The 14975-nt window shown below is 42.5% G+C and carries 11 protein-coding genes; 6 read left to right on the top strand and 5 right to left on the bottom strand.

What is annotated here, in order from left to right; all coding sequences use genetic code 11:
• Window positions 1-10: 10 nt before the first annotated feature.
• Window positions 11-508 (bottom strand): CAP domain-containing protein, encoded by a 498-nt coding sequence (locus B2746_RS11260; protein ID WP_290793646.1) that lies wholly within the window; start codon window positions 506-508, stop codon window positions 11-13.
• 53 nt (window positions 509-561) lie between these two features.
• Complete coding sequence (gene fbp / locus B2746_RS11255) at window positions 562-1572, bottom strand: class 1 fructose-bisphosphatase (protein ID WP_290793643.1); 1011 nt, start codon at window positions 1570-1572, stop codon at window positions 562-564.
• 107 nt (window positions 1573-1679) lie between these two features.
• Here fbp and B2746_RS11250 point away from each other — a divergent pair, with 107 nt between their 5' ends.
• Window positions 1680-2945: an aspartate kinase gene (locus tag B2746_RS11250; RefSeq protein ID WP_290793641.1), complete on the top strand. Its 1266-nt coding sequence runs from the start codon at window positions 1680-1682 to the stop codon at window positions 2943-2945.
• Between the two features lie 391 nt (window positions 2946-3336).
• Here the strand turns inward: B2746_RS11250 and B2746_RS11245 are convergent, their stop codons facing one another.
• Both B2746_RS11245 and hppD read right to left on the bottom strand, forming a co-directional pair.
• The gene (locus B2746_RS11245) at window positions 3337-4539 is read right to left on the bottom strand and encodes a L,D-transpeptidase family protein (protein WP_290793638.1); all 1203 of its coding nucleotides are present in this window, start codon (window positions 4537-4539) and stop codon (window positions 3337-3339) included.
• 85 nt (window positions 4540-4624) lie between these two features.
• The gene (hppD, locus tag B2746_RS11240; protein WP_290793636.1) at window positions 4625-5752 is read right to left on the bottom strand and encodes a 4-hydroxyphenylpyruvate dioxygenase; all 1128 of its coding nucleotides are present in this window, start codon (window positions 5750-5752) and stop codon (window positions 4625-4627) included.
• A 201-nt stretch (window positions 5753-5953) separates the two neighbouring features.
• Here hppD and B2746_RS11235 point away from each other — a divergent pair, with 201 nt between their 5' ends.
• From B2746_RS11235 to purE, 5 genes are all read left to right on the top strand, one after another.
• Window positions 5954-7075 (top strand): 5-(carboxyamino)imidazole ribonucleotide synthase, encoded by a 1122-nt coding sequence (locus B2746_RS11235; RefSeq protein ID WP_290793633.1) that lies wholly within the window; start codon window positions 5954-5956, stop codon window positions 7073-7075.
• 167 nt (window positions 7076-7242) lie between these two features.
• A complete protein-coding gene (locus B2746_RS11230; RefSeq protein WP_290793630.1) occupies window positions 7243-8304 on the top strand; it encodes an efflux RND transporter periplasmic adaptor subunit in 1062 nt (353 codons plus the stop codon).
• A 6-nt stretch (window positions 8305-8310) separates the two neighbouring features.
• Window positions 8311-11403: an efflux RND transporter permease subunit gene (locus B2746_RS11225; protein WP_290793627.1), complete on the top strand. Its 3093-nt coding sequence runs from the start codon at window positions 8311-8313 to the stop codon at window positions 11401-11403.
• A gap of 15 nt (window positions 11404-11418) precedes the next feature.
• Window positions 11419-12735 (top strand): TolC family protein, encoded by a 1317-nt coding sequence (locus tag B2746_RS11220; protein WP_290793625.1) that lies wholly within the window; start codon window positions 11419-11421, stop codon window positions 12733-12735.
• A 42-nt stretch (window positions 12736-12777) separates the two neighbouring features.
• Window positions 12778-13305 (top strand): 5-(carboxyamino)imidazole ribonucleotide mutase, encoded by a 528-nt coding sequence (gene purE / locus B2746_RS11215; protein ID WP_290793622.1) that lies wholly within the window; start codon window positions 12778-12780, stop codon window positions 13303-13305.
• 7 nt (window positions 13306-13312) lie between these two features.
• Here purE and bshC read toward each other — a convergent pair whose 3' ends face one another.
• Window positions 13313-14929 carry a bacillithiol biosynthesis cysteine-adding enzyme BshC gene (bshC, locus tag B2746_RS11210; protein WP_290793619.1) on the bottom strand — a complete coding sequence of 539 codons (1617 nt, stop codon included), beginning with the start codon at window positions 14927-14929 and terminating at the stop codon, window positions 13313-13315.
• Window positions 14930-14975 lie beyond the last annotated feature (46 nt).

The raw sequence follows: 14975 nt of genomic DNA, 5'->3' as shown, positions 1-14975 counted from the left end.
GTTGAAGGACTTATTTTCGGATAAAGAGCTGGGTATAATAAAAGCGGCCAGTGGCATCTTTTGAAACGCCAATGCCGGTTAAATTATAGGGGCCTTCGATATTTTTTCTGTGAGTCGGACTATTGATCCAGCGTTTAACCACCTCGGCTGCAGACATGGTTCCTACCGCAACATTTTCCGCTGAACCTACCAAACCTTCCAGGCGGGAGCTGATTCTTTTAACTCTTCCGCCATAGCCTCCATGCCCAAAAGCTACCTGTTTCCGGGCCATTGCCTGGCTGTGCAAACTGGCTTCAGTAGCTACTACTGCATTTACCCTTAGTGGTGCCAATCCCTTTTTTTTCCTGTAGTTATTTATTTCCAATAAGATGGATTGTTCCAGAGAGCCTGCACTAAGGTTGGTTGCTGAACTAACAGAACCGGTACGGGATTTACCAGATGGTCCGGTTTTACAGGAAATCTGAATCAACACAATAATAATCAATAACCAAAACCCTGATTTCATCATAGTTCACTGATTTAGCGTCAACACCATTACCATGACTAAAGTTATTGAAAATTTCATGCCATACTGGCTTCCAGCTCATCCATCATACCACTGCTTCCGGTGAAAAAGGGAGATCGTTCATGCAGTGTTTTGGGCTGAATATCCAGAATCCGCTGCTTTCCATCCGTTGCCCGTCCCCCTGCTACTTCCAGAATAAAGGCGAATGGGTTGCATTCATACATCAGGCGCAGTTTTCCTTCCGGCATACCGTTTGTTCCGGGATACATGAAAATTCCGCCTTTGATCAGATTGCGATGTACATCACTTACCATACTTCCAATGTATCGTTGCGTATAGGGCCCACCATTGGTTGCATTTTTCTGCTGGCAAAGGGTAATATATTTTCTTACACCTTCATCATATTGAAAATAGTTACCGTGATTAACCGAATAAATCTGACCATGAACCGGACATTTCATATCCGGGTGACTTAAGCAGAATTCACCAATGGAGGGATCCAGTGTAAAACCATTTACACCCCGTCGGGTAGCATATACCAGCATGGTACTGCTTCCATAAATGATATAACCCGCAGCTACCTGGTGAATTCCTTTTTGGATGAAATCTTCTTTAGTACAGGGTTTGCCCACTTCACTCACTCGTCTGAAAACGGAGAAAATAGTCCCTATGGAAACATTCACATCGATATTGCTGCTTCCATCCAGCGGATCGTATAATACTACGTATTTGGATTGATTGCTTACTTCATCATCAAATACCACAACATCATCCATTTCCTCGCTTCCTATTCCGGCACAACTGATACCATGCCGCAAAACACCCATCATCTGGTTATTGGCGAATACATCCAGTTTTTTCACTTCCTCACCCTGAACATTCACACTGCCGTAGTTCCCCAGAATATCTACCAGTCCGGCTTTGTTTACTTCCACATTGATACGTTTGGCAGCCAGTCCGATATCCCTTAAAAGGTTACTTAGCTGTCCGGTAGCTTTAGGAAAATTGCGTAATTGCTGAATCGTGAATTCATCCAGGGTCAGCACCTGGCGGTTTACAGTAATCATGTAGCAGTCGTTTTGAGTTCGACAAAAATAACCGGAAATGCCTGTCTTTTATAATTGTCGTGTCAGGAAAACACAACCGCCTATCTTTGGTGAAATTTCGATTTTTCATGCAGGTATTTAAATTTGGTGGTGCCAGTGTTAATAGTTTGGATCGTATCAAATCACTGGTTCCGATATTTAAGGAATATGCCGGTCAACCCTTACTGGTAGTGATTTCTGCCATGGGAAAAACAACCAATGCTCTGGAAAAAGTAGCAGAATGTTTTTATAGAAAAGAAAAAGACCAGGCGCTGCTCCTATTTGATCAGATCAAACAAAATCATCTTCAAACGGCTAAAACGCTGCTCGAAAAAGACTATTTAAGCTGCGAGGAACGACTGGCCAATTTTTTTACAGAAGTTGAATGGCTCTTACATGATCAACCGGTGCAATCCTATGATTATTATTATGACCAGATTGTTTGCATTGGTGAATTATTGTCCACTTCAATTGTAAGTGCATTTCTTAATGAATCGGGCATAAAAAATGAATGGCTGGATGTTCGTGATATAATCCGGACCGATGATAATTTCAGGGATGCAAATATTGATTGGGAATTCACTGCCAACCGCGTAACTCATCTGGTTAAACCTTTACTGGCAACTAATGGTATCGTAATTACGCAAGGTTTTATCGGATCAACCGATGAAAATGAAAGTACAACACTTGGCCGGGAAGGAAGCGATTATAGTGCTGCTGTTTTCGCCAACCTGCTGGATGCGGAAAAACAAACGATATGGAAAGATGTAGCAGGAGTAATGAATGCAGATCCAAAATTTTTTCCAAATGCTCAACTTATTTCAACCCTTAATTATACGGAAGTGATCGAGATGGCCTACTATGGTGCTCAGGTAATCCATCCCAAAACCATTAAGCCACTTCAAAACAAAAGTATCCCGCTACATGTAAAATGCTTTCTTGATATAAGTTTACCTGGAACCCTGATTCATAATCAGTCGGTGAAGGATTTACCACCCATTATTGTTTGGAAACAAAATCAGGTATTGCTGCAATTAAAGTCAAAAGACTTTTCTTTTGTTGGAGAAAAACCGATAGCCGATCTGTACCAGATTTTTGCACTGCATTCCATCCGCCCCAATATGACCCAGAATGGTGCCATCAGTTTCACTTGCGTACTTGATGAAAACCCCGAAAAGATGGACCAGCTTGCTTTTGAAGCTTCCCAGATATTTGAAGTTATAATTGAAAAAGGGCTATCCTTATTAACTATCCGGCATTACGTTCCGGAACTCCTGGATCAGCTCATCTCCGGTAATGAATGGATTCTAAAACAGGAAACAAGAGAGACAGTGCAAGCACTAATAAGAAGGTGAAAGGTGAGAGGTGAAAGGGGAGAGGAGAGAGGGGAAAGATGAGAGGTGAAGAAAGAGAATGCAATTATAACTAGCCCGAACCCAGAGCGAAGAAACACTTACCAAACACTTAAGAAATAACGAAGAAAAGACCGGCAAAAAAAACATTAGGACTAAAATACCAATAGGACTAGCAAGACTAAAATACCAACAGGAATAAAATACAAACAAGAATCAAAATAAAATACCGACCGCAGGAATAATATGATCCAACCGAATGGTGTTGCCATTCAGTTTCAATATTAAAGGTACTTCCTTTTACTATTTTCATCTCTCTCCTTTCACCTCTCCCTTCTCTCCTTTCACCTCTCCCTTCTCTCCTTTCACCTTTCACCTCTCACCTTTCACCTTCTTATCTTCCCACTTCCAACTTCTCAGCTCCCACTTTCTCTACCACGATTGTTTGTTTGAGCTTCATTGGTACAGATTTGCCTTCACGTACGGCAGGAAGCCAGTCAGGCATCAATTCAAGCGCATCCAGAAGATGCTCGTTCAGCAAATCATTTCCACCACGGATAATACGTGGATTCAATACTTTCCCTTTGGTTGTAACAATAAATTCAACCAAAATATACGCCGTGTGCTGATCATCATTCAGAAAAGCTCCCATTTTTTTATTCAGATCCCGCAAATAATGTTTGAACGCATCTGCACCTCCGGGAAACTCGGGTAATTTATGAACGGTTGTTGGAATTTCAGATTCATCGAAATCTGTCATCTTCCGTTTCTTTTTCACAACAGGAGCAGGTAAGGTTTTCTTTTCCGCATTTGGCAAGGCATTACGAACTTCCTGATCCAAAACATAACTGCCGCGATTATTGACCATAATCACCGGCAGTTTGCGATATTTTTCGAAATAATAAAACACTTCTTTCATGCTGTTTGCCAGATGGGCATAGTCAGCGAAATCACGCACATATTTCCCCAGGTAATCCGCACTTTTTTTGACATTAAACCGAACCGGATAAATATGCACCGGAATGAAATCCTGTCCGGATGACTTGGCATAAGTTGCCAATACATATAATTCTTCTATTTGTGAATCTGTAATGGGAATACAGCCTGTTGTTACACAACTGCCGTGAATATAGATATCTCCACCGGGTTGAATAGCATCACTCAAATACCGATCCGATGCATTGGGATAATTCAAACCCAGTGAAAGATGGTAGACACTACGCGGATTAAATTCATTGATATAATAAAATCCTTCCGGAACCTGGTAATCTCCTTCCATGCGTTTGGGCCCCAATGTTCCTGCCATTGCACAAACCTTGTAAGTTTTGAAAAGTTGAAAGGCTTCGTTCTTTTCGTTTTTGACCCAAACTTCCAACTGACTATCGTACTTGAAGGAACGGAGGTAGATATACTTAGCCGGCCAGCTCAACCCTCTTTCGTTGAATTGTCGACGGAGACTGTCTTCTTTTTTTCGAAGGATATCATTTAGCCGGGGAAAATTCCGCTGGTACTCTGCAAAACTGGTTGGGTAGGCCGTTTGCGAATAACCAACAAAAACCCAACTAAGTATAAATAGGGTGATGCTGATTTTTTTCATAGTCTGACAGAACTGCACTAAAATAGTACAAAGTATTGATAAGAAAGCCCTAAAATACCCGGAAACGCAGTTCCCGGGCTGTTTATTATAAATTACCACGTTTTTCCTGCTCTCTTTCAATGGCTTCGAACAATGCCTTGAAATTTCCCTTTCCGAAGCTTTTAGCGCCTTTTCGCTGAATTATTTCAAAAAAAAGGGTCGGACGGTCCTCTACCGGTTTGGTAAATATCTGTAGCAGGTAGCCTTCTTCGTCCCGATCCACCAATATTCCAAGGTCCCTGAGCGGTTCCAGATCTTCATCAATTACTCCAACCCGATCCAATAAATCTTCATAATAAGAACCGGGAACTTTCAGAAATTCCACACCCCGATTCTGCAATGCGGTAACCGTTTCGATGATATTATTGGTAGCAAGGGCCACATGCTGACATCCTTCTCCGTCATAATAATCGAGGTATTCTTCTACCTGACTTTTTTTCTTTCCTTCAGCAGGTTCATTAATAGGAAACTTAACATAACCATTTCCGTTAGACATCACCTTACTCATCAATGCAGAATACTCGGTAGAAATATCTTTATCATCAAAGCTGAGGATATTTTTAAACCCCATTACCTCTTCATAAAACTGCACCCATTTTCCCATCTGATTCCAGCCAACATTTCCAACACAATGATCAACGTACAGTAATCCGGTTGAAACTGGATTATAAGTTGATTCCCATATTTTAAATCCTGGTAAAAATGCCCCTTTATAATTTTTACGTTCTATAAAAAGATGGACTGTTTCACCATACGTATGGATTCCACTTTGTACAACTTCACCGAAATCATCTTTTTGGCGTTGTGGCTCCATACAGGAGCTTGCACCCCGTTGGGTGGTTTCATTCCAGGCCTTTTCCGCATCATCTACCAGTAATGCCAATACTTTCACCCCATCGCCGTGTTTGTAAATATGATCCGCAATGGGATTATTGGCCCGTAGTGCTGTTGTAAATACAAAAGTCAGTTTATTCTGACGTACTGCATAACTGGCCCGGTCCTTCACACCGGTTTCGGGACCGGCATAAGCAAGGCTCTGAAAACCAAATGCTGTCTTATAGAAATGTGCGGCCTGTTTGGCATTTCCGACATAAAATTCAACATAATCGGTTCCAAGCAGGGGCAGAAAATCTGTAGCCGCATGCTGCTGGAGTTTGGATAGTACCTGACTCATCAGAAGAAAAATTTAAACCATTAAAAATTGGGCCGTAATTGGCCAATACCAGTATTTTAGGTCAGCGTACAGGAACCCATTGCCAAAAACTCCATCAACAGGCAGTACTGCTTCCTGAAATCCGGAAATAATTTATGGGGATAATCGGGGGTCATGCCACAAAGATAATCCAACAGGCAGTGGAATCATTATTTTTGCACCATGAAAAAAATTGGAATACTCGGAGGAGGGCAATTAGGAAGGATGTTATTGCAGGAAGCGGCCAATTACCCGGTGGAAACCTGGGTGATGGAAAATGATCCCGCCTGTCCGGCTGCCCATCTCTGCCATCATTTTATCATTGGCAATATCCGTTCCTATGAGGATGTATATCAATTTGGAAAACAACTGGACGCAATTACCATTGAAATTGAGGCGGTTAATGTGGATGCCCTGGAACAACTCGAAAAAGAAGGGGTGAAAGTGGTACCAAGTCCGGCAGCGCTTCGAATCATAAAAAACAAAATCGTACAAAAAGAATTCTATCAGGCAAATGGCATTCCAACTGCCGAATTTGTAACTGTAACAGATAAAGAAGGACTGAAAGAACATTTCGCATTTTTACCTGCCGCGCAAAAACTGGGTGAAGGCGGTTATGATGGAAAAGGCGTGCAACTGCTCCATGGTGAAGATGAATGGCACCTGGGCTTTGATGCGCCAAGTGTATTGGAGAAAAAAGTGGCCATTGACAAAGAAATCGCCGTATTGATCGGGATCGATTCTAAAGGAAATATGGCCATCTATCCACCTGTTGAAATGGTATTTGATCCGCAACTGAATCTCCTGGATTATCAGATTGCCCCGGCAGATCTGCAGGATAAAACCCTTTGGAAAATAGAAGCTATTGCGCTCAAATTGGTAAAAGCATTGGGGTCTGCCGGACTATTCGCCGTTGAGCTATTCATCGATAAAGAGGGGGAAGTACTGGTAAATGAAGCGGCACCAAGGGTACATAACAGTGGCCACCATACCATTGAAGCACATTCCTCTTCGCAATACGATATGCTCTGGAGGATTTTGCTGGATTACCCATTGGGATCAACTGCTGCAATTCTGCCTTCCTCACTTGTAAACCTGATCGGAGAACCGGAATTTTCCGGAGATGTCCGCTATGAAGGACTCGAAGAAGTTTTGGCTATGGAAGATGTCTATGTTCACCTTTATGGTAAAAACCAAACCAAACCCGGTAGAAAAATGGGGCATGTTACAATCCTGGGGAAAGATCGCCACGACCTGGTAAGAAAAGCACATCAGGTAAAAAGAACGCTTAAAGTAAAGAGTTGAGTGCTAATTAGAATGTGTTTTTTCCGATCATAACTTTTATTTACCGCTCATCCAAAGAAAACAGGAAAGTCTTTCAATTCAGCGACTTCTACCCTGACTCGAAACATTAGGCAGGTTTTATCTGTTAATTTTACCGTTGAGCAATACTTAAACAAGCAAACACATTCATGCGAGCCAATACATATTGTCTTACTGTTCTATCCATTGTCTGCCTGATTGGCGGATGTAAATCAGATGATAAGAAAAAAATTGCCCCTCCCCAATCCGGTACTTCAGCAAGGCCGGCACAGGTAATTAAAGTAGAGGCATTTGAACTTAAAACCAGCAGCGTCAGTGAAAAACTGGAAGTACCCGGCAGTATTGTCCCATTCGAAGCAACCGAATTAAGACCGGAGGTTTCTGGAAGAATTACACAATTGAATATCCGCGAAGGTCAACAGGTAGGAAAAGGAACCCTGTTGGTTAAACTCTACGATGAAGATCTTCAGGCTCAATTAAAAAAATTACAGGTACAACTGAATATTTATGAGCAAACAGCCAGTCGGCAGGCGGAGCTTTTAAAAATTGACGGTATCAGCAAACAGGAATATGACCTGAGTGTATTACAGGTGAATAATATTAAAGCTGATATTGAATTGATCCGTACCTCAATTGATAAAACAGAAATCAGGGCTCCTTTCTCGGGGCGACTCGGACTAAGAAATATTAGCATGGGTGCTTATGTAACACCTGCCACCCTGATTACCAATATCCGTCAGGAAAATGAACTAAAACTGGAATTTACCGTTCCGGAAAAATACAGCAGCCGGATTAAAACCGGAACGCAGGTAAAGTTTACCGTAGAAGGGATGAATAAAACAATTCCGGCAAGGGTTATTGCAACTGAAGAAGCTGTAATGGAAGATACCCGAAGCTTACGGATCCGTGCGGTTGTACAAGGAAAAGCACCACAACTCATACCCGGTGCTTTTGCAAAAGTACAACTGGATTTCGGTACCGATAATCAGGCACTGATGATTCCGACACAGGCTGTAATTCCGCAGGCCAGGTATAAAAAAGTAATAGTTTATCGCAACGGAACAGCTGTTTTCGAAACCGTTACTACCGGTGTCAGGGATAGCAGTAATGTTCAGATTACATCGGGATTAAATGTTGGTGATACAATCGTTACGACGGGATTATTATCCATAAAACCCGAGGCAAAAATTGCCATTTCCAAACTTAATTAATACACCATGAATATATCCGAACTGAGTTTACGGCGGCCGGTATTGGCGATCGTATTAAACGTGGTGATTATCGTATTCGGACTGATCGGTTATAAATTTCTGGGCGTTCGCGATTATCCTGCCATCGATCCGCCAATTGTAAGCGTTCGAACCTCCTATGCCGGTGCCAACGCAGATATCATTGAATCACAGATTACCGAACCTCTGGAAAAGGCAGTGAACGGAATTGCCGGAGTTAAAAACATTACCTCCAGCAGCAGCCAGGGTTCTTCCAATATCACGGTAGAATTTGATCTTTCCATTGATCTGGAAGCAGCTGCGAACGATGTGCGGGATAAGGTATCGCAGGCTGTAAGATCTCTTCCCGATGACCTGGATTCTCCCCCGGTTGTTTCCAAAGCTGATGCCAGTTCGGATGTTATCATCTCCATGACGGTACAGAGTAATACCCGAAACCAGTTACAGGTAACGGAATATGCTACTAATAATTTGCTGGAACGCCTGCAAACCATACCCGGAGTAAGTGGTATTCAGATTTGGGGAGAAAAACGCTATGCCATGCGGATCTGGTTTGATCCGTCCAAACTCTCCGCATATGGCCTCACTCCTGCCGATGTTCAGGCTGCCCTCAGAACACAGAATATCGAACTTCCATCCGGAAAGATCTCCGGCAATGCAACTGAATTATCCGTTCGTACTTTTGGATTACTAAATACAGAAGAAGAATTCAATAATATCATTATTAAAAATGTAAATGGTGCCGATGTCAAACTCAAGGATATTGGTGAAGCTGTTTTGGGTCCGGAAAATGAAGAAACCATCCTGAAGGAAAGCACCATCCCCATGATTGCACTGGCGCTTGTGCCGCAACCCGGCTCCAATTATGTTGCCATCAGTGAAGAGTTTTACAAACGATTTGAACAGATCAAACAAGACGTTCCGCAGGACATAACTCTGGATATCGCATTGGATCAGACAAGGTTTATTACCCGATCCATTCTGGAAGTAGAGGAAACCCTCCTGATTGCATTTGTGCTCGTAGTATTAATTATCTATTTCTTTTTCCGCGATTGGATCATCGCCATTCGTCCCTTAATTGATATACCGGTATCACTGATTGGTGCATTCTTTATTATGTACCTATTCGGATTCACCATCAATGTATTGACCCTTTTAGCTATTGTATTGGCAACAGGACTTGTGGTTGATGATGGTATAGTTGTAACGGAAAACATCTTTAAAAAGATGGAGAAGGGCATGGATAAATGGCAGGCAGCCAAAGAGGGATCCAAAGAAATCTATTTTGCCGTTATCGCCACGTCCATAACACTTGCAGTCGTATTTCTTCCCATTTTATTTTTGGAAGGATTCGTAGGCAGACTCTTCCGTGAATTCGGAATTGTTGTAGCAGGAGCGGTATTGATATCTGCATTTGTATCCCTTACGCTGACACCGGTACTAAACGTGAAGCTTACCCGAAAGTCACAAAAACCATCCTGGTTTTACCGGAAAACGGAACCCTTTTTCGAAGGGATGGAAAATTTATATAAACGCACACTCTCTGCATTTATGCGGGTTCGCTGGATCGCGTTTCTCATAATTGCTGCATGTTTTGTCCTGATTTATATTATCGGCACCAATATGCAATCTGAACTGGCTCCAATGGAAGACCGCAGCCAGTTCCGTTTATCCATTACGGCTCCGGAAGGTACTTCCTTCGACTATATGGACAAATACATTGACCGGATTGGAAATTTCGTATTGGATTCTGTTCCTGAAAAACGGGTAATGATTACCGTTACATCACCCGGATTTTCCGGTAATGGTTCTGCCAACTCCGGTTTCTTACGAATGACAATGGTTGATCCTTCAGAACGGGTAAGGAGTCAGCAGGAAATTGTGGATATGGTTAACCGAAATCTTCCCCGCTTCAATGAAGGCCGTGCATTCGCCATTCAGGAACAAACCATTCAGCAAAACAGAAGAGGCGGACAACCCATTCAGTTTGTAATCCAAAATGTAAATTTTGAAAAGATCCGCGAAGTTTTGCCTAAATTCCTGGATGAAGCCAATCGAAGTCAGGTGCTTCAAAGTGTGGATGCGGATCTCAAATTCAACAAACCTGAACTACGCCTTAATGTTGACCGCCTGAAAGCCAGTCAGCTTGGGGTTTCAGTAGAAGATGTTTCCTCCACCCTTCAATTGGCGCTGAGTAACCGACGTCTGGGTTATTTCACCAAAGATGGAAAACAATACCAGGTGATTGGCCAACTCGCCCGAAATGACCGCGATGAACCTACCGATTTGAAAACAGTATACGTTCGAAGTGCAAGCGGACAAAGCATTTCATTGGATAATATTGTAAGTTTTGAGGAAGAAACCACCCCTCCTACTATTTATCATTTTAACCGGTATAAATCTGCCACCATTTCAGCCGGACTGGCTCCAGGCAAAACAATTGGTGATGGTGTTGCAGAAATGGAACGCATTGCAGATGGCATGCTGGATGAAAGTTTCTCTACGGCATTATCAGGTTCTTCAAGAGATTTTCAGGAAAGTTCCAGTAATACCAGCTTTGCATTTTTACTGGCACTTGGACTGATTTTCCTGATCCTTGCAGCTCAGTTTGAAAGTTTTATCGATCCTTTCATAATTATGGTAACCGTACCATTGGCAATAGCAGGTGCCTTGATTTCACTGTGGATTTTTGATCAGACGCTTAATATCTTTTCCCAAATCGGAATGATTATGTTAATCGGTCTGGTTACCAAAAATGGAATCCTTATTGTTGAATTTGCCAACCATAAACGCATAGAGGGTTTAGCGAAAACTCCTGCCGTTATTGATGCAGCAGTAAGTCGTTTACGCCCCATCCTGATGACCAGTCTGGCTATGGCTTTGGGTGCTTTACCCCTGGCACTTTCATTGGGTGCTGCATCTACCAGCCGGATTCCATTGGGTATTGTAATTGTGGGTGGTATTCTATTTTCTCTGGCACTAACTCTTTATGTAATTCCGGCCATGTATTCGTTCATGTCATCCAGAAAGAAAACGCACAGCGAACTGGATGAAGTGGTAACAGTACCTGTTTCGGCCTAAATAATGTATGTTTTTATGATACGCTACATAGTTTGTTGTTTTTTGATCTGCTTATCCGGCCTCAGTAGTTCTGCCCAGCAGGTATTGAGTGTGGAAGCTGCTGTGGACCTGGCATTGCGAAATAACTATGATATCCGTCTCGCCAAAAACGATTCCAGCTCCTTTGCATTGGATAATGAGTATGCCTGGGCTGCATTTCTACCCCGCCTGAATGGAACAGCCACCAAGGTTTGGAATACCAATGCACAAAAGCAGGAACTGGCAAATGGATCCAAACGCGATACATCGGGACTACGTTCCAGCACCCTTCAGGCTTCACTCAATTTGAACCTGACCCTGTTTGATGGTTTCAAAATGTTTGCCACCCGCGATCGGGTTGCAGAATTGGAAAAACTGGGCATCCTTAATTTGAGAAATCAGGTTGTTAATACAACGGCGGCGGTGATTAGCAATTATTACAATATCGTTCGGCAAAAACAACAGTTGAAAGCTATTTTGGAGCAAAAAAGCATCAGCGAGGAAAGAGTAAAACTGGCCGATAAAAAGTTGAGTGTGGGCCTGGGTGCCAAACCGGAATTATTACAGGCAAAAGTTGACCTGAATGCATTTACAGCCTCCCAATACCAACAGAACACACTGATTGAACAGCTAAAGGAACAACTCAACCAGCTAATTGGCTTTGATAAAAATGCAACTTATGAAGTATTGGACTCGATTCCCATCCGGAATGATATGACCCTTGATGAAATTCGTACTGATCTGGATAATCAGAGTCCACAATTACTGATTGCCAGAAAAAACATTGACATTGCAAAGCTGGTTTTGAAAGAACGGATTGGCGACCGATTCCCTGTTCTTAGCTTTAACTCTGCATATAATTTGAACCGCCTGACCAACCAGGCTGTTATCAATAATTTCACTCCGCTCTTTAACCGAAACCTGGGATTCAATTATGGCTTCAGTTTAACCCTGCCCATATTAAACGGACTGAATGCGAAACGTCTCCAGCAACAGGCCAGAATTAGTGTTTTACAACAAGAATTGCTCCTTGATAATACCCGCACCCTGCTGGATGTGCAGATTAATAATGCCTTTAGGGACTATGAACTGCAAAAGAAAAACCTGACACTGGAAGAGGACAATATACTGTTGGCAAAAGAAAATGTGTTCATTGCGCTGGAACGTTTCAAGCAGGGTGTGAGTACCTATCTTGAATTAAGGGAAGCTCAGATAAGTCTGGCAGATGGCTATGACCGGCTCATCGCTGCCCGCTACAATGCAAAACTGGCAGAAATTGAATTAATGCGCTTAAAAGGCATGTCCGATTACTAGAAATTCCGGTTCTTTGCGGTCTAATCAACTTTCCCAAGCATCATGAATATTACAAGTGCTCCACAGGTAGGTATAATAATGGGGTCTGATTCTGATCTCCCCATCATGCAGGCCGCTGCCGATCTATTAACCGAATTCGGAATAAGCTTTGAATTGACAGTGGTTTCTGCCCATCGGACCCCGCTTAGAATGGTTCAATATGCTCAACATGCGAAAGAAAGAGGCCTCAAAATAATTATTGCAGGTGCCGGCGGGGCTGCTCATTTACCTGGCATGGTGGCATCCATTACTTCATTACCTGTAATTGGAGTTCCAATAAAATCATCCAATTCCATAGATGGATGGGATTCTGTTTTATCCATCCTGCAAATGCCCAATGGAATACCTGTTGCAACAGTTGCACTGAATGCGGCCAAAAACGCAGGCATACTTGCCGCAACAATTATTGGAGCATTTGAGTCGACAATTGGTGAAAAAGTTGCAGCCTATAAAGTTCGTTTAGAAGATGAAGTGCTTACAAAGGTTGAAAAACTGAAAGCAGGCGGACAACCAAACCGGTTTGATATGTAAGATTTGGTTAGAGGATGCTGATGATGAATTGCTGATCGATAGCGGTTGATTCACGGTGCATTTTTTCAATAAATGCCGGTCCATATTGGGCATAGTATGGAAGAAAGTTTTCCACTCTTTCCTGTAAGGAATTGTTCGGAAATAAGCTGCTGCGGATCAATTTCAATTGCCTCGACTGATCGCTGAACTTCCGCTTTTCCGCACGCAACATTTTTTTCTCTAATTCTCCCAATTGTTTCAACATCCGCTTTTCCAATGCAGCAACATGGGGATGAAGAGTTGTATCAATACTACCGGCCAATTTTTGCAAATGCTGGTAGAACGAGGCAGTATCCCTTATTTCATTGGTTAAATGTACCTGCACTGAACTATCGCGTTTAACCAGTTCATTCAGCAGTTGCTCAGCCGATTGAAAAAAATCAACCGGCTCCAATTCCAGCCTTTCAATTTTTCCAAGCGTTTTATGCGTAACAAGTAAAAATGAATTCCGAACCACCTGTACCGGATACGGAACCTTATAGTGATAAAACAGATCTTTCAATTCCAGCCAATAAGCCAGTTCTCCTCCTCCCCCAATAAAGGCAATATTTGGCAGAATAGTTTCCTGATACAACCCCCGTAAAATCACATTCGGACTAAATCTCTCAGGATGCGCATTTAGTTCCGTCCTTAATTCTGCTGATGAAAACTTAAGCGAGGTATCTACCACAGAAAATCCATCGCCCTGTTTTTCAATCCTGTTACGAATTCCATCTTCCAGATAAAAAAGATTTATCTCACGTGGATTGGCCTGTACTTTATAACCGGCTGACAGGCGTTTATTCGTTTCCGTTACAATTGCCGAGGGAGTATGCGAAAAAAGGTCCTCTTCAAATACCGGCAACATCAACCTCTTGAGTTCCGGTTGATCTGCAATTAAAACGACCAGTCCGTATGCTTTGAATAGTTCATGTACCAGTTTGAAGGTTGCTGTCTGAATATCCGGACTTTCCAGGTAGGCTTTCTTCAATAGCTGAATTAGCTCTTCCCCAAAAGGCAATACCGAGAGTTCTCCCTGTATTCTGTTTAAAATAGGTTCAAGCCCCTTTGTTTTCATCCTGCCTACTGCTCCTGTTTGTTTGGTATTCCAGATCAGTTTATCGCCACTTAGGAAAATCTTGCCCAGTTCGTCGAGGTCTGCATCTTCACTTCCCATATAAAAAACCGGAACAAAATCTGCCGAAGGTTGCTTTACTTTCAATTCTTCAGCAAGTCGGATGGCATGTAAAATTTTATAAACAAAGTACAGGTAACCCGTAAAAATATTTGGTTGATGTGCTGTACAGACGGTATAAGTGGTTGTCTTCTTTAATAGCTCTATGGATGCAGTCACCTTTTCATCCGCATCCAGTCCGGCAGCCCTATATTGATTTTCCAGCGCCTGAACCAGAACTGTTCGATTCACAGGTGCTTTATCCCTTTTCCGCATGGCAGCTTCCAATCCTTCCCAGGAAACAGGATGCTCGTAAAATGGCTGCAGTGTTTCCTTTCCGCTGATATAATCCAGCACGATTTCATTGAAAAAACCCGTTGAAGCATAGGGAACTACACTGGCGGAACGAAGCGGACTGATTGAATTGCTCATTGTTTTCAAATCACTTGTAATAGAGTGGCGAAGTTCTAACCTGTAA

The sequence above is a fragment of the Flavihumibacter sp. UBA7668 genome, from assembly GCF_002483205.1.
Lineage (GTDB): Bacteria > Bacteroidota > Bacteroidia > Chitinophagales > Chitinophagaceae > Flavihumibacter.
This window is presented reverse-complemented; position numbering and strand designations above follow the sequence as displayed.

Excerpts from the sequence above, each read along its gene's own strand:
- B2746_RS11225 (WP_290793627.1), top strand. The coding sequence starts at position 8,311 with ATGAATATATCCGAACTGAGTTTACGGCGGCCGGTATTGGCGATCGTA.
- purE (WP_290793622.1), top strand. The coding sequence starts at position 12,778 with ATGAATATTACAAGTGCTCCACAGGTAGGTATAATAATGGGGTCTGAT.
- B2746_RS11235 (WP_290793633.1), top strand. The coding sequence starts at position 5,954 with ATGAAAAAAATTGGAATACTCGGAGGAGGGCAATTAGGAAGGATGTTA.
- B2746_RS11230 (WP_290793630.1), top strand. The coding sequence starts at position 7,243 with ATGCGAGCCAATACATATTGTCTTACTGTTCTATCCATTGTCTGCCTG.
- bshC (WP_290793619.1), bottom strand. The coding sequence starts at position 14,929 with ATGAGCAATTCAATCAGTCCGCTTCGTTCCGCCAGTGTAGTTCCCTAT.
- fbp (WP_290793643.1), bottom strand. The coding sequence starts at position 1,572 with ATGATTACTGTAAACCGCCAGGTGCTGACCCTGGATGAATTCACGATT.
- B2746_RS11260 (WP_290793646.1), bottom strand. The coding sequence starts at position 508 with ATGATGAAATCAGGGTTTTGGTTATTGATTATTATTGTGTTGATTCAG.
- hppD (WP_290793636.1), bottom strand. The coding sequence starts at position 5,752 with ATGAGTCAGGTACTATCCAAACTCCAGCAGCATGCGGCTACAGATTTT.
- B2746_RS11245 (WP_290793638.1), bottom strand. The coding sequence starts at position 4,539 with ATGAAAAAAATCAGCATCACCCTATTTATACTTAGTTGGGTTTTTGTT.
- B2746_RS11220 (WP_290793625.1), top strand. The coding sequence starts at position 11,419 with ATGATACGCTACATAGTTTGTTGTTTTTTGATCTGCTTATCCGGCCTC.
- B2746_RS11250 (WP_290793641.1), top strand. The coding sequence starts at position 1,680 with ATGCAGGTATTTAAATTTGGTGGTGCCAGTGTTAATAGTTTGGATCGT.